Genomic DNA, 18269 nt, shown 5'->3' with positions numbered 1-18269 from the left:
GGACATTGCTAAACACCTTCGCCCTCTTGCATGAGTGAGTCAATCAACAAGGGCGACAGGTAGCCTGACACGGAGGGCGTTTGAAAAAAGTGCCTCGCCGTAAGGGCGAAACCGCCAGCGGCCGTTACCGCAGGAATGGATATGTACACCAAGAAAGAGAATGGTCGTCTGTCAGGACGCCTTCGCGAGCAGGCTCACTCCCACAGTTTAAATAGGCGCATACCCGACGCCCGGGCACTCGCACAACAGCGGGGAAGAATGTTAGCGTGCTTGGCATTCTCCACGCCCGACGAGCCCTCCTCCCATGAAAAAGACCGTCCTCGCCTTCAGCCGCGTCACCCCCGAAATGGTCGAACATCTCAAGCAAGACTTCGACGTCATCGTGCCAAACCCGAAAAACGGCGACATCAACGCCCAATTCAACGAAGCCCTGCCCCACGCCCACGGCCTGATCGGTGTCGGTCGCAAACTCGGTCGCGCACAGCTGGAGAACGCCGCCAAGCTGGAAGTGGTGTCCAGCGTCTCGGTCGGCTACGACAACTACGACGTTGCCTACTTCAACGAACGCGGGATCATGCTCACCAACACCCCGGACGTGCTCACCGAAAGCACCGCCGACCTGGCGTTTTCCCTGCTGATGAGCAGCGCTCGTCGTGTTGCCGAACTGGACGCCTGGACCAAGGCCGGGCAATGGCAAGCCACCGTCGGCGCGCCGTTGTTCGGCACTGATGTACACGGCAAAACCCTGGGTATCGTCGGCATGGGCAACATCGGCGCGGCCATTGCCCGTCGCGGTCGCCTGGGCTTCAACATGCCGATCATCTACAGCGGCAACAGCCGCAAGACCGAGCTGGAACAAGAACTCGGCGCGCAGTTCCGCACGCTGGATCAATTGTTGGCCGAAGCCGATTTCGTCTGCCTGGTGGTGCCGCTCAGCGAAAAAACCCGGCACCTGATCAGCCACCGTGAACTGGCGCTGATGAAGCCAAGCGCGATTCTGGTGAACATCTCGCGTGGCCCGGTCGTCGACGAGCCGGCCCTGATCGAAGCGCTGCAAAACAACCGCATTCGCGGCGCCGGTCTGGACGTCTACGAGAAAGAACCGCTGGCCGAGTCGCCGCTGTTCCAGCTGAAAAACGCAGTGACATTACCGCACATCGGTTCCGCCACCCACGAAACCCGTGAAGCCATGGCCAACCGTGCATTGGCCAACTTGCGTAGCGCCTTGCTGGGCGAGCGGCCGCAAGATCTGGTCAACCCGCAAGTCTGGAAAGGCTAATGACAACGGGCAGACGTTTTTAAGCGTCTGCCCGTTCGTTCAAGCCAATTTGCCATTCCCCTGCAACGCAGGTGGCTTGGGCTTACGGAATACCAACACGTTACCCAGCATCACCAGCACCAGGCCCACCAATGCCGGTGCAGTCCATTGGTAGCCTTCGGCAAATGCCGACACGTTCAACGCCACCACCGGGAACAACACGGTGCAATAGGCCGCGCGTTCTGGCCCCATGCGCCCAACCAAGGTCAGGTAAGCGGTAAAACCGATCACGGAACCGGGAATGACCAGGTACAACAACGAGCCGATGTAACGGGTGCTCCATTCGATGTCGAACGGAATGCCTTTGACCAGGCACCACACCGACAACATCGCCGCGCCATACGCCATGCCCCAGGCGTTGGTGGTCAGCGGTTTCAGACCGGCCTTCTGCTGCAGGCTCGACAGCATGTTGCCGGCCGAGAAGCACAGGGTTCCGAGCAGCGCCAGGCCCAGGCCGAGCAAGGTTTCCGGGCTCGCGGTGTGGCCCGCCAGTTCAGGCCAGAACAGCAGGCCAAGTCCGAACAAACCCAACGCACCGCCCATCAGCACATTGCGGGCGACTTTCTGGCCGAAGAACACCCGCGCATTCAGGGCGTTCCACAACGTTGCGGTAGAAAACACCACGGCGACCAGGCCGCTGGGAATCCACTGGCTGGCTGTCAGGAAACACATGAAGTTGACGCAGAACAGGCACAGCCCCTGCGCCAGACAAATCAAGTGCCCGCGTCGGTTCATCACTTGCAGACGTCGACTCAGCAGCAACATCGCGAACAGCACCAGCGCCGCGAGGCCGAAGCGATAGACGATCGACACCGGAATCGCCACCACGCCCAATTGCCATTTCAAGGCAATCCAGGTGGTGCCCCAGATCAGCACGGTCAGCAAGTACAACGACAGGTTCATGGCAAACACTCCTCAGTAGAGGCTCAGTGTCCTGCGGGCGCTCGGATCGCACTTGCATAAACTTGCGCTTTTGTCCGCGCAGAGGCTGGCAGGCCAACGTCTACGGAGTAGGATGCTAGGCGTTGGAGAGAACCGATCATGCCCGCACTGGAAACGCTGCAAGTCTTTCAAGCCCTCAACCGCTCGCCCAATGCTCGCCTTGAGCACAGCGCCGAGCTCGGTGACGGCATGGCTGCAGCCTTGTGGAGCAACCATCACGACGCCCAGGACTACGAAGCGCCGAGCCATCACACGCTGTCGTGCTACATCGCCGGCGGCACCGGCACCTTCCGCCGCGACCAGCCCGGCACCAAGGGCGGCCCGGACAAGCTGTGCATTCTGCCGGCGGATCACCAGTCAGGCTGGGTGATCAATGGCGACATTCGCCTGGCCCACCTGTATTTCAGCCCCGAACAATTCGCCCTCGGCTGCGTCACGCTGCTGGACCGCGAACCGCGTGAACTGCAATTACGCGAAGGCACTTTCCTCGACGATCCAGCGCAAGCCCGACGCTTTCGACAGATGCTGACCCTCAACTGGGACGAACCCGGCGAACGTTTGCTGACCAGCAGCCTGGCTCATGAAATGCTCAGCCACGTATTGCTTGGCCAGGTCGGCATGCGTGAGGGGTTGCGGCTCAAGGGTGGACTGGCGGCGCATCAGCGGCGGCTGTTGGTTGAGTTCATCGATCATCAATTGGCCGAGGCCATCAGCCTTGGGCAGTTGGCTGCGCTGTGTGCGCTGTCGGAATATCACTTTGCGCGGATGTTTCGCGAGAGCTTTGGTTTGCCGCCGCATCAGTATGTGCTGGCTCGCCGATTGGGCCGGGCGCGGGAGTTGTTGCGCTCGACGTCGCAGCCGTTGGGGGAGATTGCGTTGGCGTGCGGGTTTGCCAGTGCGAGTCATTTCACCAATCGGTTTCGGCAGGCTTTGGGTGGGACGCCTGGGGAGTATCGGCAGGCGTTTTTGCGGTAGTACTTAAGATGATTGGCGCCGGTGAGGCCGCCATCGCGGGCAAGCCCGGCGCCCACATTTGACCGCATTCTCATGAAGGAACTCGATCCCTGTGGGAGCCGGCGGTGCGGCGATTCGACTTGCCCGCGATGAACGATGACGCAGTCTTCGATCAGAACTCCAACGTGCTCGACAACAACACCTGCCGCGAATCCCCCATCGACACAAAGAACCGGCTCGCCGCCGAGGTGTAGTACGTGCGGTCAAACAGGTTCTTCACGTTGAGCTGAAACTTGACCCGCTGCCCTTCAACCTTGGTGTCGTACGTGGCGAACGCATCCGCCACGGTGTAGCTCGGCAGGTCAAAATCGTTCACAGCGTTACCCGCTCGCTCACCGACATAACGCGCCCCGGCGCCGACCCGCAACTGATCGCCACCGACAATGGTGCCAAAGTCATAGACCGCCGACAGCGAGCCGCTGTTCTTGGCGACGTTTTGCAGCTGCTTGCCTTTGTAGTTGGGGTCTTCGGTGACTTCGGCATCGGTGTAGGCGTAACTGCCGATCATGCTCCAGCGATCCGTCAGCTGTCCCGTCACGTCCACTTCCAGGCCACGGGAACGCACTTCGCCAGCAGCGCTGTAGATCGTCACCGGGCCTTCGGAGTTGGCCACCAGCACGTTGCGTTTCTTGATGTCGAACAGCGCGATGTCACCGGTGATGCGCCCCGGCAGGTCGAACTTGGCGCCGATTTCCCAGGCCTTGGCTTCTTCCGGCGCAATGCTGCCATCGAGCACGGTGCTGCTGCCGCTCAAAGGCGCGATGGTGGAGTTGGGTTTGAATGATTCGGTGTAGCTGCCGTAGAACGACAATTCATCGGTGTAGCGATAGACCAACCCCGCGCGTGGTACCCACTTCTGGCCGTTGCTGTCGGTGTTGGCCTTGAACGGCACGCCTTTGCCGGCGTATTGGTCGTATTCCTGGAAGCGCCCGCCCGCGACGAAAACCCATTGATCGGTGAGGTGAATCGAGTCCTGCAGGAAGATCGAGTCGCTGCGCAATTCATCGGTTTGCGCGCTGTCCGCCGGGCTGACGGTGGTGCCGGCGACTTCGCGACCGTAGACCGGATTGACGTAACTGAAGGTGCTCAGGCTTTTCTGGCGGATCAGGTCTTCGCGGTAGATCTTGCGGTACTCGTCATCGACGCCGAACACCAGGTCGTGTTTCATCCCGGCGAACTCGACATTGCCTTCGAGGCTGGCGGTGGTGAAGCGGTCGGTGCTGATCGCATTCTGCGTGCCGTCCATGCTGCGGGTCAGCGTGCCTTTTTTGGTGTCGATGGCGGTAACGCGCACCTGGCTGGCGTCGTAGGTTTCACGGTTCCAGCTGTAGCCGAAGTGGGCGGTCCAGTTGTCGTTGAGTTCGTGATCGGCCTCGAAGTGGTACAGGTCCGAACGGCCTTCCATGTTGTTGAACGGCTCGTCGAGGCGCTCGTTGCGCGAGATGTCCAGCGGGTGGTTGGTGCGCGGATCGATGATCGTGCCACGGTCAAACGGGGTCAGGAACTCGCGGTGTTCGTAGGAGAACAGCAGCTTGGTGCTTTCGCCAAACCAGGCCAGCGACGGCGCCACCAGCGACTCGCGGTGGGTGCCGAAATTGCGCCAGTAATCTTCATCTTCGTGGTCCAGCACCATGCGGTAGGCGAGGCCCGAGGTGCCGAGCGCGCCGGTGCTGTCGAGGCTGCCACCGCTGCCGTTTTTGCCATCGCCATAGGTCGAACCGCGCAGGGTCAGGGCGTTGTATTGCTCAAGTTCCGGCTTCTTGCTGACCAGGTTGACCACCCCGCCCGGGTCTTGAATGCCGTACAGCAGCGAGGCCGGCCCCTTGAGCACTTCGACGCGATCGACGCTTTCATTCATGCCGCGGCCCTGCACGATCGGCATGCCGTCGCGCATGATCGAACCGTTACGGTTGTCACCGAAACCGCGGGTCATCACTGAGTCCTGAGTGCTCGCCAGCGTGTTGCCCTGAGTGATGCCGCTGACGTTGGCCAGCGCGTCATCCAGATTGCGCGGCAGCTGATCGCGAATGACCTGGGCCGGGACGACGTTGACGGTCTGCGGAATTTCCTGGAGCAAGGCCGATGAGCGCATCACCGAACTGGTGGGCGGCGGTTGATAGCTCATGGATTGATCGGCGACCGAGGTGATGGTGGTCGCGCCAAGGTTCAAGGTGCCGGCCGTGGGTACGGGTTCCAGCATCAGGGTTTTGGCATCGGTGCGGCGGAAGGTGAAGCCCGAGCCGCTGAGCAAACGCTGCATCGCTTGCTCGGCACTCAACTGGCCATTGATCGCCGGGGCGGTGAGGCCATACGGCGCTTCATCGGTGTAGACCACGCTGATGCCGGTGACCCGGCTGAAGTCGCTCAGGGCCTGGGGCAGCGGTTTGGCGGCGATGGCGAAACTGAACTGGGCACGCTGTTGCGTGTTGTTGGCTTCAGCCGCCGAGGCAATGCTCGATGGCAGCAAGGCCAGCGCCAACATACTCAGTGCCGAAACACCCAACCACTGTTTGACCGAACCCGATTTTGCCCTGGACTTCATTGCTCATGACCTGTGTAGAACCGCTACGGATGCGAATGACTCGCAGTTTCAGTCACACACGGATGGGGGTTGGGTTTACCTCATCAAAATGTTGAAAATATTTTTGTTTGAGGGATGTGGTGGTGAGTCTGCCCGCCATGGGGGCAGAGGCTTTAGCGCAAAATAATCAGATGCCCCAACACGTTGTGCTGCTCAAACCCCAACACCCCCTGCAACGAACTCAACACCGCTTGCGGATCCTTGCTCGGAAAGCTGCCACTGATTCGCCGTGCCGCCAGCTCATCGTTGAGCAATACAATCCTCCCCGGGTAATAGCGACCGAGGTCCTGCACCACCTCCGCCAACGTCGCCTTGTAATAATTGAGCCAGCCCTGACGCCAGGCCAACTGCGCCTCGCTGTCGACCGCATGCAGTTTTTCCGCCGCGCCCTCGCCATAGGCCACTTGCTGGCCGGCGGTCAGAATTTGCGGCTCGGCGTACTTCTTCGCTGTCACGCCGACCCGTCCTGACAACACCGTGACCTGAGCACCCTGCGGTTGCAGGCGCACTTCAAACTGCGTGCCCAGCACTTTCGCCTGGCCTTGTTCAGCGTCGACCACAAACGGATCACCCGTATGCGTCACGCTGAAAAACCCGGCGCCGCGTCGCAACTGGACGTGCCGCTCACCGCGACTGAAATCCACGGCAATGGCACTGTCGGCATCCAGCGTGACGCGCGATTGATCCGCCAGGGTCACGGTGCGAATTTCCCCCGGCGCCGAGACATAGTCCGCCCCCAGGTCGTCAATCCAACGCGCTGGCTGCCAACCCGCGCCGAGGCCCATCATCAACAACAGGCACGCCGCCATCGCCAACGCCCCCGACCAACGCCGAATGCTGTGGCGGCGCGATTGATTCATGGCATTGAGATAACCCTGCAAGGCGAAAGCGTCTTCATCGGCCAGGGTTCGCGCCGGCGATTCGCTCAATTCCCACAGCACTTGAGCCTGTGCATAAGCCTCGGCGTGTGCGGGATCAGCCTTCAGCCAGTGACTGAACGTGAGTTGATCGCCACTGCTGGGCTGGTCATGCAGCAAGCACAGCCACGCGAAGGCGGCCTGTTCCTGAGCGGGCGTCGGGATGACGCGTTCAAGCTGATTCACGGTGCTTTCCCTGGCGTGCGCGTGGGCGGTTCCCGCAGGCTGGCCTTGCAGGCATCGAGGGCGCGCATCATATGTTTTTCCACGGCACTTTGGGACAAGCCCATGGCTTTGGCGATTTCGGCGTACTTGCGACCGTGGATGCGGTTGAGCAGGAAGATTTGCCGCGTGCGTTCCGGCAAGGCGCGCAGCGCCGCTTCGACGTGACGCAAATCGTTGCCGGCTTCCAGGGCGGCTTGCGGCTCACTGCCATGGCTGTCTGGCGCGTCCGGCATCCAGCCTTCATTGACCCGCACTCGCGTGCCTTCGCTGCGTAAATGGTCGATGGCAATGTTGCCGGCGCAACGTAGCAGGTAGGTGCTGAGTTCCTCGACCTGCACCAGCGGCCGACGCCAGAAACGCAGGAACAAGTCCTGCACCAGGTCCGCCGCCGTCGCCCGACACCCCACGCGCCGGTTCACCAAAGCTTCCATCTGCGAACGCTGGGAAAGAAACACGTGCAGGAAATGCGCGCGTGCCCCGCGGTGTTCATCGTCGTGAGATTCAGGTGGGAGGGTGATCATCGGGTCAGCCTTGCGCACATTCGGCGACGGCCAATCGAGAGCGAACCGGGAGCGTGGTGGTGTCTGTCATGGTGCGACCTTGAAACCGGTAAGGCCGCGTGAAAGTCATCGGGCCAGCGAGGGCGCAATATTAATGATAAATATTCTCATACGCAAAGAGATCTGATTGCCGGATACGGATCGCGCACATCCTGTAGCAGCCTTCGGCAGCTGCTACACAGAACGTGTACCGCCGGAAGCCCGCGAAACCCAGAAACAAGAACGGGCCTGCATCAGCAGGCCCGTTTTCAGGGGTGGAAAGATAAAAAGCGAATCAGCTGTCAGCCGTTTTGCGCGGCTTGCTCGTTCTCGAGAAATTCTTCCTCAAGCAGCTCATCGGCTGCTGCTCGTTCGAACGGCACCACAGCGGCACGTGGTTTGCCTCGCAGTTTGCCGAACAGGTGTTCCAGCGCATGTTCGAGTTTTTCGGCCGCGCCGTCGATCGCCAGTTCCAGGTTATCGGCTTTATGAGTGACAGAAATCGGTTGGTGGCCTTTTGGCCGCGCTTCCAGCTGGCAGCGCATGTCGTGCGGTCCGGGCTTGTCGCCGTTTTCGTCTGACAGGTGGACCTCGACGCGGGTCAGGTCCTCTGCATAACGTTCGAGCGTGCTCTCAATGGTAGTACGTACCCACTCCTCCAGTCGGATGCTGCTTTGAATATGGTTATCGCTGTTGACTTGGATTTGCATAGTTCATCCCTTATTTCAGCTAGCTCGCGAGAGGCCCTTCGGCTAGCCCTTGGGCGTCATCACCGTGACCTCTTACTTACACAATCGGTCTGCGCGCAGAACAATTCAACCCCTAAAAAAAGATAAATATGGATTCGCAAAAAAACCCGGACAACGAGCAAAAGCGCTGTTAAGGTCGGGAGTTGGGTCGACACGCTTCTTTGTCATAATTGCTCACATCTGCTGCTCTGCCAGCGGGTGCAAACTTCGAAAGATCCCCGCCTCCTCCACCAGCCAGTCATGCACCGCGCGCACGCCTGGATGGCTCAAGGCCCCCGGCGCATACAGCAGCATGTAGCGCTTGTGATTGGGCACCGCCAGCCCGAACGGCACGATCAATGTCCCCCGCTCCAGCTCATCGTTGAGCAATGTGCGTCGCGCAATCGCCACGCCCATCCCGGCAATGGCCGCTTCGATGGTCAGGTGATTGCGATTGAAGGTGTGCCCGCGCCGCACGTCGGCGCCCTCGAAGCCAATGGCATTCAAGTAGAACTCCCACTCCGCGTATTCATAACTGCCACGCCAGGCGGTGATGTCGTGCAACAACGGGAAATGCATCAGGTCCGCCGGGCCATGCAGCGGCGGTCGGCCGCGCAGCAGGCTTGGGGCACAGACCGGGAAAATCTGCTCGTCGAGCAAGGCTGTGGATAACAGGCCAGGGTAGCTGCCATCGTTCAGGTCAATGGCCAGATCGAAATCACCTTCGTGCAGCGGCACGCTGCTGTCCTCGGCCACCAGACGCAACTGGATGTCCGGAAAGCGCTGTTGCAGACGTGGCAGACGGGGCGTCAGCCATTTGCTCAGGAACGACGGAATCGAGCGTAGCCGTAGCGTTCCGCTGATCATTCCGGCGTCCAGTCGGCGCAATTCCGCATCAATGCTGCCATACGCCTCGTTGACGGTAATGGCCAGGCGCTGGCCTTCAGCGCTCAGTTCCACCCCTCGCGCACGACGGTGAAACAGGCGGAACCCTAAACGTTCTTCCAGTTGGCGGATTTGCTGACTGACCGCACCCGGCGTGATGTGCAGTTCTTCGGCGCAACGGGTGAACGACAAGTGCCGCGCGGCACAAGAAAACACGTGCAGCCAGACGTAGGTCTGGGCATGCAATTGACGGCTCATTGTTTAGTCCCACTAAAGGCTGTCTTAGGAAGTTTCGTTGGTCACGGCGGACCGAGGTTGGCAGTATCGCCTAGATTGCGCTCGTCCTACAAAAATGGCAGCGATTTCTCTTCCATTGCTTGTATAGGGTTTAGCATGGCTATCAGTGTTTTCGATCTCTTCAAAGTCGGCATCGGTCCGTCCAGCTCCCACACCGTCGGCCCGATGCGCGCCGCCGCAACCTTCGCCCAGGCGCTGGTTGACCAGCATGTGCTGGACGCCGTACGTCGGGTAGAAATCCGCCTTTACGGCTCCCTGTCAGCCACCGGCGTCGGCCACGCGACCGACCGCGCCTGCGTCATGGGCCTGATGGGCGAATGGCCGGACAGCATCGATCCCACGTCCATCGACAGCCGTATCCAGACCTTGCGCGAAACCGGTGAATTGTCCCTGGCCGGTACATCCACAATTGCCTTCAACTGGCAGCACGATCTCCTGCTGCTGGACGAGAGCCTGCCCTACCACCCCAACGCGATGTCGCTGACAGCGTTCGGCGAATCCGGCGAACTCTACGAACAAACGTACTACTCGGTGGGTGGCGGTTTCATCATCGAAGCGGCCCAAGCCGAGTCGGGCATCGCGCCTGCCAGCGATGTAGTGCTGCCGTACGATTTCTCCAGCGCCGCCGAATTGCTCCGGCTCTGCAACCAGCACGGTTTGCGCGTTTGCGAATTGATGATGGCCAACGAATTGGCGTGGCGCAGCGAATCCGAGATCCGCCAGGGTTTGCTGCACATCTGGTCGGTGATGCGCGAGTGCGTTGAGCAGGGTTTGCGTCACGAAGGCATCCTGCCGGGTGGCCTGAACGTGCCCCGTCGTGCGGCGAAACTGCACCGCAGCCTGCTGGAAATCGGCAAGCCGAATGTCATCACCTCCACCCTGTCGGCCATGGAGTGGGTCAACCTGTTTGCCCTCGCCGTGAACGAAGAAAACGCCGCGGGCGGGCGCATGGTCACGGCACCGACCAACGGTGCGGCGGGGATCATTCCGGCGGTGCTGCATTACTACATGAAGTTCAACCCGGACGCGTCGGACGACGACGTGGTTGCGTTCTTTCTGGGCGCGGCGGCAGTCGGCATTCTGTGCAAGAAAAACGCCTCGATCTCCGGCGCGGAAGTCGGCTGTCAGGGCGAAGTCGGTTCGGCCTGCGCGATGGCGGCCGCCGGTCTGGCCGACGTGCTCGGTGCCACCCCGGAGCAACTGGAAAACGCCGCCGAAATCGGCCTGGAACACAACCTCGGCCTGACCTGCGACCCGGTCGGCGGCCTGGTACAAGTGCCGTGCATCGAGCGCAACGCGATTGCCGCGGTGAAAGCGATCAACGCCACGCAAATGGCCCTGCGCGGCGACGGCAAGCACTTCATTTCCCTGGACCGGGTCATCCGCACCATGCGCGATACCGGCGCGGACATGCATGACAAATACAAAGAGACGTCACGCGGCGGTTTGGCGGTGAGCTGGGTGGAGTGCTGATTGCACTGTCTGCGGTCATCTGCGCATTCATGCCCTGAAACGGGCAGGCAAAAAGAAGGCGGGCCGCTTGATGGTCAGGGCACCCGCCTGTTTTCTGCCGTGATCATTGTCCGACAATTTTTCCGGCATGCCCCTTGCTAAGTCACCTCTGAGGCAAAAGGACTTTTGAAACCTCAGCGAGCGATCGGCCGATGGTCTGGTGGTGCGAACCAACCCGGATATGGCCGGTCAACAACTGCACGTTCAATCAGGCGGTGACGCATCATGGACAACCCCTTTCAGGTCATTACCGATGCCTTTGCACCGGATTACCAGATCAACCTGAGCATTCAGGGTCTGGACGGCAGCATCATGCTGACCCTCTCCAACAGCGGCCGCGTGGTGGCCAAACGGATGATCAGTGCCGAACAACGCAATGACCCCAAGCGCCTGAAGCGCCTGGTGCAAAGCATTCAGTTCGGCATCGCCATCGAGCAGGGCCACAGCGCCATGACCATCCTCGAAGCCATGACCGACGGCGACAGTCGCTCCCTGCCACCACCGCCAGTCAAAGGCCGGCCGCGACCTTCGATCCGGCTTTAAAGCTCGCCCTTCTCCACTTCGGGATGTTCACTGGAACCCGCACCGACCTTGCGTTGCGGGTGTTCAATCTTCACCGAAGGGAATTGCGACGAGGCGTAGCGCACCACCAGAATCGAAAACGCCAGCAGCAGAATCCCGCCGCACAGGTAGATGATCCCCACGTCCGGCGGATTGTGGTGCGAGACGTTGGAGATCAGCAGTCGCGTCAGTGCGGTGATCGCCACGTAGATCAGGAATCGTACTGGCATGTGGTTGGTCTTGAAGTAAATCCCGACCATCGCCCCCAGCTCGAGGTAGATGAACAGCAGCAAGATGTCGTCGATCTTGATGTGCCCAGCTTCGATCATCTGCAAGAATTCCATCACCGCTGCGTAAGCGGTCACAGCACCGATGGCGAACAACGCCAGGTAGTGGAACGTCTCGACGAACAGATTGCCCAGGGACTCGGCCAGTTGGTGCACGTTCTGCCGCAGGTTCTCGGCCCAGTTTATTTTCACGATGATGCTTCCTTAGCTCGGTTCGAGCGGATGATGCTGGATTGACGTGACGGTTGTTCTGCATGCAGAAAAAAGGCCAGTCACTCTCGGTGAGATGGTGATGAGTTGTTGCTGGACACTTTTGTGGTGTATCCACTGACGCCATCGCGAGCAAGCTCGGCTCCCACAGGGATCTGTGACGTTCACAAAACCACTGTGGGGGCGACATAGTTCACCTGACAAACGCCAATTTCGGTCTACATTAAAAAGCCACTACCCAAAGCGCAGGGATTCGCTTATCCTTTTCGCTGTATATAAATACAGTGGTCGAAACAGACAACTAATGTGAAGGCATGTGAGGTGGTGAATGGCCGTCGAAGTGGTATACCGCAGCAGCCGAGATCTGGAGCGCTTGTTCATGGATAAAGCCGAAGCTGACCGTCATGACAAAATGCTCGAACTGGCTGAATTGCTGGCTGAAGTGTTGCAAAAAGCCGTTCCGTCCCTGACTGAGCAGCAAGTGGAAGAAGCCGGGATTTACATGGCGAAGAATCGCGATGTGTTCGCCAAGGCATTCAAGAGCCAGCCGGATGCGTTGTCCGAACTGCTGAATGCGCCGGTTGAAGTGGTGGCACAGGCTGAACCTGCCGAGTCGGTTGAAGCCGCTGAGCCGACACCGGCCAAGCCCGCCAAAGCGACCAAGACGCCGAAATAAGCAACGCCCGAATTGAATAGGCCCTGAGTCGAAGGACTCAGGGCCTTTTTCATGTCCCGGACAAAAGAGTCGCTCAGCGGTACAACACTTTCTCTGCCAATTCGTCCGCCACCCGCGCCGGCGAACGTTTTTCCGCTTGGGCATGGGCGAAGACTTCGGTCAGCCGTGAGGCGATTTTTGACAGGTGTGCAGTGATGGTTGTCAGCTCTTCGCCGCGGTGTTTGAGCGAAACGTAGATCAGCCCACCGGAATTGATCACGTAGTCCGGCGCATACAGGATGCCCCGCCGTTCAAGTTGATCGGCGACTTCCAGGTGCGTCAGTTGATTGTTCGCGGAGCCGGCCACCGCCGAGCAGCGCAGTTGTGTCACGGTGTGGCTGTTGAGCACGCCGCCCAGGCCGCACGGCGCAAGGATGTCGCACGGTGTGCTGAGCAGTGCGTCGTTGGCAATCGGGTGAGCGCCCAACTGCTCCATCGCCAATTGCACCTTGCCGTGATCGATATCGCTGACCAGCAGTTCCGCGCCAGCCGCGTGCAGTTGTTCGGCGAGCGCATAACCGACGTTGCCCAAACCCTGGATCGCCACCCGCAGGCCTTCCAGGTTATCGCTGCCCAGACGGGCCATCGCGGTCGCTCGAATACCGGTGAACACGCCCATGGCCGCATGCGGCGCAGGATCGCCGGCCGACGTCGTGCTGGTGACGTGTTGGGTCTGTTGGGCGATGCAATCCATGTCCGCCACCGAGGTGCCGCTGTCGATGGCGGTGATGTAGCGACCGTCGAGCTGATCGATACAGCGTCCGAACGCCTCGAACAGCGCGGCGCGATTTTCCACATGGATCGGGCGAACAATCACCGCCACGCCGCCGCCCTGAGCGAGCCCGGCCAGTGCCGCCTTGTAACTCATGCCTTGCGCCAGGCGTATGGCATCCTCGACCGCGGATTCGTCGCTGGGATAGGCAAGGTAACGACAACCGCCCAGGGCAGGCCCGAGCCGGCTGTTATGAATGGCAATGACCGCCTTCAACCCGGTGACCGGGTCGACGCTCAGATGCAGCGATTCAAGGCGAGTGCTTTGCATGAGAGCGAACATCGCGGGGCTCCCGAATCACTTCTTGTAGTCGCCAGTATAGGCTTGCGCCCAAAAATTGCAGAAGCGCGCCGGAATAAGCGGAGCCACATTGCAGGCTTTCGGACATAACCTGAAACCGGATGTGTGCAGCACTGGACGAATGCCGGAGACGGGGCTAAAACGAGGCATCTGCCGGAGATTTTGATGACGCCCCGCCAACGCTTCTTCGATTGCCTGCAACGTTCACCGCCCGCGCTGTTCGAAGCGGCGCTGTGGATGGCGGTCGAGCACGACTCAAGGCTGAATCCCGAGGCCGTGCTGGCCGACTTCAGCGACCTGACACAGCAAGTCAGCCATGGCTTGCCGATGTTACCGGTCAGCGAGCTGGCCCAGCCGTTGTTGCGGCGGATGAATGACCTGGGGTTCGCGCAGGACGACTTCACGCCGCTGCGCCCGCAAGTGGCCCTGCTCAATAAAGTGCTGGAACTGCGGCGCGGCCAGCCGCTGTCCCTGGGGCTGATTGCGCTGGAATTGGCCAAACGCCTGGAGATCCCACTGGTGGGGGTCAACTTCCCCGGGCACTTCCTGCTGCGGGTGCCGGGCGCCGACCACCTGCTGGACCCTTGTGGCGGACGTCGTTTGTACCCCAACGACTGCCGGGAGCTGCTGCAACGTCAGTACGGTCCGAACATGAAACTCGGCGCCGACCATTTACTGACGGCAGACCCGGTGCAGATGCTGCAACGCCTGTCGCGAAACCTGCGTCAACTGCACCTCTCCCACGATGACTACATAGGCGCCTTGGTCGACGCCGAACGAGTGCTGGAACTGGGCGATGCCAGCGCCGCCGATTACCTGGCCCGGGCCAGCCTCTATCAGCGCCTGGACTGCCCGAATGCCGAGCGTTTCGATCTGGAGCATGCGCTGTTGCTCAGCGACGACCCGATCCAGCGGATTCGCCTGACCGAACGCCTGGGGCACCTGCCGCCCAACTCAATCGTCCACTGAGAACCCCTGCAGGCTCATTCCTACAGTTTGATTTCGGTATGGCCTGCATTTATGCCTGCCACAAGCCCGTTCCCACATATTGATCGAGTGAGGCTTTATGGGGTGTCCGGCTGGTTGGCCGGGTGGGCCTTGATGAACGCTGGATGCGTGGCTGCCAACGCCGCGACCCGGCGAATCCGTGGATACGCTTCGAGGGCGATGTTGAATCGCTCGGCCGCGTACAGCTGAGGGATCAGATAGACATCCGCCAATCCCGGCTCATCGCCAAAGCAATACCCTTGATCCCCGATCAACTGCTCCACCGTCGCCAGCCCCTGGCTGATCCAGTGTCCGATCCACTCCACCACGTGCGGTTCGTCATGGCCTAACTGGCGCAGCTTGTTGAGCACGCTGACGTTGTGCAACGGATGCACATCGCAACCGATCACCGCCGCCACACCGCGCTCGTGTGCACGGGCGGCAAGGTCCTTGGACAGCAGCGGCACCTGTGGATAACGTTCTTCGAGGTACTCGATGATCGCCGGTGACTGAATCAACAGGTCGCCTTCATCCGTGCGCAAGGCCGGCACCCGGCCTTGCGGGTTGATGCTCAGGTAGGCCGGCTGACGATGTTCTCCACCTGGCGATGCAATCAGGTTGATCGGCAGGGCCTGGTAATCCAGGCCCTTGAGCGCCAGCGCAATACGCACCCGATAGGACGAAGTCGAACGGTAGTAGGTATAGAGTTCCATCACCCGATCCTCTTAACGCGCCGGCAGTACTTTGCCGCGGCATTCGCCGAAACCGATGGACGCGAAACCCTCACGGCGGCAACGGCCACGCAGGATGATCTCGTCGCCGTCTTCAAGGAATTTACGCACTTCGCCCGATGCCAGCTCGATCGGCTTTTTACCGCCCTCGGTGATTTCCAGCAGGCTGCCGAACTGACCGTTTTCCGGACCGGACAAGGTGCCCGAACCGAACAGGTCGCCGGCCTGCAACTGGCAGCCGTTGACGCTGTGGTGTGCAACCATTTGCGCCACAGTCCAGTACATGTGTTGGGTGTTGCTGAGCGTCAGGCGATGGGCCGGCAGGTTTTGCTCGCGCAGGCCTTCGGTAAGCAGCAGCACTTCCAGCTCGATGTCGAACCCGCCAGCGGCCTGGTCGCGCTTGTCGAACAGGTACGGCAGCGGCTGCGGATCGCCTTCAGGGCGCGCAGGCTGGGCACGACGGAACGGCTCCAGCGCTTCGGCAGTGACGACCCATGGCGAGATGCTGGTGATGAAGCTTTTTGACAGGAACGGGCCAAGCGGCTGATATTCCCAGGCTTGAATGTCACGCGCCGACCAGTCATTGAGCAGGCAAAAACCGGCGATGTGATCGGCAGCGTCACCGATGGCGATCGAGTCACCCATCTCATTGCCCTGACCGATCCAGATACCCAGTTCCAGTTCATAATCCAGACGTGCGCACGGGCCAAACGTTGGTTCGGTCTGACCGGCCGGCAGGGTCTGCCCTTTCGGACGACGAACGTCAGTGCCCGACGGGCGAATGGTCGAGGCGCGACCGTGGTAGCCGATCGGCACGTACTTGTAGTTCGGCAGCAGCGGGTTGTCAGGGCGGAACAGTTTGCCGACGTTTTGCGCGTGCTCGATGCCTACATAAAAGTCGGTGTAATCGTTGATTTTCGCCGGCAGGTGCATCGTGCAATCAGCCGCCAATGGCAGCAGTTTTGCGCCTTGGGCTTCGATCTTGCCGTGCAGCGTGCTGCCGTCCCTGAACAGTTCGATCAAGCGTTCACGCAGGGCAACACGTGCTTCGCGACCGAGTTCGAAAAAAGCATTCAACTGACCGCCACGGGTCGCTTCGACCGCGGCTTTGGCTGCGCCGTCGAACAGGCCGGCATCCAGTGCCGCCTCCAGATCAAAGATATGGTCGCCAATCGCCACGCCGCTACGCGGGGCCGAACCGTTCACGCTGAACACGCCCAATGGCAGGTTTTGCAGCGGAAAATCGGTATGGCCGTTGGCAGAGGCAACCCAGCTACGAGTGATGGAAGTCTGAGTCATGGGTTATCTCCGGGTCGGGTCGAAAGTGGCGGGCAGCGTGGCCCAGCAGGCATCGTAATTAGTTTGCAGTTGCGGACAGTCGAGGGCAAAACGGCTCGGGCGCAGGACCTGGCTGGTCTCGAACATGAACGCCATGGTGTTGTCGATTTTCGCTGGCGCCAGCTCCGCGTTGATGGCCTTGGTGCAGGTTTCGCCGTCCGGGCCGTGAGCGCTCATGCAACTGTGCAAGGACGCGCCACCGGGCACGAAGCCTTCGGCCTTGGCATCGTAAGCGCCCTGGATCAGGCCCATGAATTCGTTCATCAGGTTGCGGTGGAACCACGGTGGACGGAAGGTTTTCTCGGCGACCATCCAGCGCGGCGGGAAGATCACGAAGTCGAGGTTGGCCAGACCATGCACGCTGGTTGGCGAAGTCAGGACCGTGAAAATCGACGGGTCCGGGTGATCGAAACTAACCGTGCCGATGGTATTGAAACGGCGCAGGTCATATTTGTACGGCACGTTATTGCCATGCCAGGCGACCACATTCAGCGGTGAATGATCAAGCTCACACCCCCACAACTGACCGAGGAATTTCTGCACCAGGGTGGTCGGTTGCTTGAGGTGTTCGTAGTGCGCAACCGGCGTCAGGAAGTCCCGCGGGTTAGCCAGGCCATTGCTACCGATCGGCCCCAGGTCCGGCAGACGCAATGGCGCGCCATGGTTCTCGGCGATGTAACCGCGCGCTTGTGGGTCGAGCAGTTCGACGCGGAATTTCAGCCCGCGCGGCAGCACGGCGATCTCCAGCGGCTCCAGCTCCAGCACGCCAAGTTCAGTGGCAATGCGCAAACGGCCAAGCTCAGGCACCAACAGCATTTCACCGTCGGCGTTGAAGAACACGCGCTCCATGGAGCGGTTGGCGCGATAGCTATGGATGCTGATTCCGGCCGGTTTTTCCGCGCCCGAGTTGGCCGCCATGCTCACCAGCCCATCGATGAAATCGGTCGGCTCGGTCGGGATGTCCAGCGGGTTCCAGCGCAGGCGGTTGGGGGTCACTTCACCCAATGGGCCGCCGGCCAGTTGCCGCTCCAGTTTGACGAACGCCGGATGATTGGCCGATGGCTGTATGCGGTACATCCAGGTCCGCCGCGCTTCGCTGCGAGCCATGGTAAACGCAGTGCCGGAGAACAATTCGGTGTAGAGGCCATACGGGGCTTTTTGCGGGGAATTCTGGCCGACGGGCAGTGAGCCGGGCAACGCTTCACTGCTGAATTCATTGCCGAAGCCGGACTGATAAGCCAGCGCTGGCGCGGTTGAATCAGGGTTCATGGAGCCTCCTGAACGGGGACTAGGCGATGGCCTGTCACTCTGTTGAAGAGGTTCGGCACGCCAGGGTTATTTTTATCGTAATCTGATTACGCATAACGTAATTTGATTGGTATTGACCGTCAAGCTATAAAGACGCCCATT

General features: G+C 60.4%; 16 protein-coding genes and 1 pseudogene. 6 read left to right on the top strand and 11 right to left on the bottom strand.

What is annotated here, in order from left to right:
* Positions 1 to 304 precede the first annotated feature (304 nt).
* Entirely contained in the window at positions 305 to 1279 is a 975-nt protein-coding gene (locus SB725_RS24060) for a 2-hydroxyacid dehydrogenase (protein ID WP_027924596.1), read from the top strand.
* Positions 1280 to 1318: 39 nt separating this feature from the next.
* Here the strand turns inward: SB725_RS24060 and SB725_RS24055 are convergent, their stop codons facing one another.
* Complete coding sequence (locus SB725_RS24055; protein WP_027924595.1) at positions 1319 to 2221, bottom strand: DMT family transporter; 903 nt, start codon at positions 2219 to 2221, stop codon at positions 1319 to 1321.
* A gap of 138 nt (positions 2222 to 2359) precedes the next feature.
* On the opposite strand from SB725_RS24055, the gene SB725_RS24050 reads away from it, so the two are divergent.
* Positions 2360 to 3235 carry a helix-turn-helix domain-containing protein gene (locus SB725_RS24050; protein WP_027924594.1) on the top strand — a complete coding sequence of 292 codons (876 nt, stop codon included), beginning with the start codon at positions 2360 to 2362 and terminating at the stop codon, positions 3233 to 3235.
* Positions 3236 to 3386: 151 nt separating this feature from the next.
* Here the strand turns inward: SB725_RS24050 and SB725_RS24045 are convergent, their stop codons facing one another.
* The 5 genes from SB725_RS24045 to SB725_RS24025 form a co-directional block, all read right to left on the bottom strand.
* Positions 3387 to 5816 carry a TonB-dependent siderophore receptor gene (locus tag SB725_RS24045; protein WP_410922657.1) on the bottom strand — a complete coding sequence of 810 codons (2430 nt, stop codon included), beginning with the start codon at positions 5814 to 5816 and terminating at the stop codon, positions 3387 to 3389.
* A gap of 152 nt (positions 5817 to 5968) precedes the next feature.
* On the bottom strand, positions 5969 to 6958 hold the full coding sequence (locus SB725_RS24040; RefSeq protein ID WP_027924592.1) for a FecR family protein: 990 nt from the start codon (positions 6956 to 6958) through the stop codon (positions 5969 to 5971).
* On the bottom strand, positions 6955 to 7518 hold the full coding sequence (locus tag SB725_RS24035; protein ID WP_027924591.1) for an RNA polymerase sigma factor: 564 nt from the start codon (positions 7516 to 7518) through the stop codon (positions 6955 to 6957). Before SB725_RS24035 ends, SB725_RS24040 begins: the two co-directional genes overlap by 4 nt.
* 320 nt (positions 7519 to 7838) lie before the next feature.
* Positions 7839 to 8246, bottom strand: coding sequence for an HPF/RaiA family ribosome-associated protein (locus tag SB725_RS24030; RefSeq protein ID WP_027924590.1), 408 nt, complete (start codon positions 8244 to 8246; stop codon positions 7839 to 7841).
* A 213-nt stretch (positions 8247 to 8459) separates the two neighbouring features.
* Positions 8460 to 9407: a LysR substrate-binding domain-containing protein gene (locus tag SB725_RS24025; RefSeq protein WP_027924589.1), complete on the bottom strand. Its 948-nt coding sequence runs from the start codon at positions 9405 to 9407 to the stop codon at positions 8460 to 8462.
* A gap of 135 nt (positions 9408 to 9542) precedes the next feature.
* On the opposite strand from SB725_RS24025, the gene SB725_RS24020 reads away from it, so the two are divergent.
* The gene (locus tag SB725_RS24020; RefSeq protein ID WP_027924588.1) at positions 9543 to 10919 is read left to right on the top strand and encodes an L-serine ammonia-lyase; all 1377 of its coding nucleotides are present in this window, start codon (positions 9543 to 9545) and stop codon (positions 10917 to 10919) included.
* Positions 10920 to 11183: 264 nt separating this feature from the next.
* The gene (locus SB725_RS24015) at positions 11184 to 11501 is read left to right on the top strand and encodes a DUF3509 domain-containing protein (RefSeq protein ID WP_027924587.1); all 318 of its coding nucleotides are present in this window, start codon (positions 11184 to 11186) and stop codon (positions 11499 to 11501) included.
* Here the strand turns inward: SB725_RS24015 and SB725_RS24010 are convergent.
* Positions 11498 to 11998 (bottom strand): phosphate-starvation-inducible protein PsiE, encoded by a 501-nt coding sequence (locus SB725_RS24010; RefSeq protein ID WP_027924586.1) that lies wholly within the window; start codon positions 11996 to 11998, stop codon positions 11498 to 11500. The two genes, SB725_RS24015 and SB725_RS24010, sit on opposite strands and share 4 nt — an antisense overlap.
* Before the next feature lie 346 nt (positions 11999 to 12344).
* Here SB725_RS24010 and SB725_RS24005 point away from each other — a divergent pair.
* Positions 12345 to 12584: pseudogene (locus SB725_RS24005) on the top strand (YebG family protein); the annotation flags it as partial.
* Positions 12585 to 12765: 181 nt separating this feature from the next.
* Here the strand turns inward: SB725_RS24005 and SB725_RS24000 are convergent.
* Positions 12766 to 13785, bottom strand: a complete 1020-nt coding sequence (locus tag SB725_RS24000) for a Glu/Leu/Phe/Val dehydrogenase family protein (protein ID WP_027924584.1) — start codon at positions 13783 to 13785, stop codon at positions 12766 to 12768.
* 183 nt (positions 13786 to 13968) lie between these two features.
* On the opposite strand from SB725_RS24000, the gene SB725_RS23995 reads away from it, so the two are divergent.
* Complete coding sequence (locus tag SB725_RS23995; RefSeq protein WP_027924583.1) at positions 13969 to 14772, top strand: SirB1 family protein; 804 nt, start codon at positions 13969 to 13971, stop codon at positions 14770 to 14772.
* Positions 14773 to 14867: 95 nt separating this feature from the next.
* Here SB725_RS23995 and maiA read toward each other — a convergent pair whose 3' ends face one another.
* From maiA to hmgA, 3 genes are read right to left on the bottom strand one after another with little or no spacing between them, the layout of a single operon-like run.
* Complete coding sequence (gene maiA, locus SB725_RS23990; protein WP_027924582.1) at positions 14868 to 15503, bottom strand: maleylacetoacetate isomerase; 636 nt, start codon at positions 15501 to 15503, stop codon at positions 14868 to 14870.
* A gap of 12 nt (positions 15504 to 15515) precedes the next feature.
* On the bottom strand, positions 15516 to 16820 hold the full coding sequence (gene fahA / locus SB725_RS23985; protein ID WP_027924581.1) for a fumarylacetoacetase: 1305 nt from the start codon (positions 16818 to 16820) through the stop codon (positions 15516 to 15518).
* A gap of 3 nt (positions 16821 to 16823) precedes the next feature.
* Positions 16824 to 18128 carry a homogentisate 1,2-dioxygenase gene (hmgA, locus tag SB725_RS23980; protein WP_410922656.1) on the bottom strand — a complete coding sequence of 435 codons (1305 nt, stop codon included), beginning with the start codon at positions 18126 to 18128 and terminating at the stop codon, positions 16824 to 16826.
* Positions 18129 to 18269 lie beyond the last annotated feature (141 nt).

This window comes from Pseudomonas sp. SIMBA_041 (assembly GCF_046535095.1).
In the GTDB taxonomy this organism is placed as follows: domain Bacteria; phylum Pseudomonadota; class Gammaproteobacteria; order Pseudomonadales; family Pseudomonadaceae; genus Aquipseudomonas; species Aquipseudomonas mucoides.
This window is presented reverse-complemented; position numbering and strand designations above follow the sequence as displayed.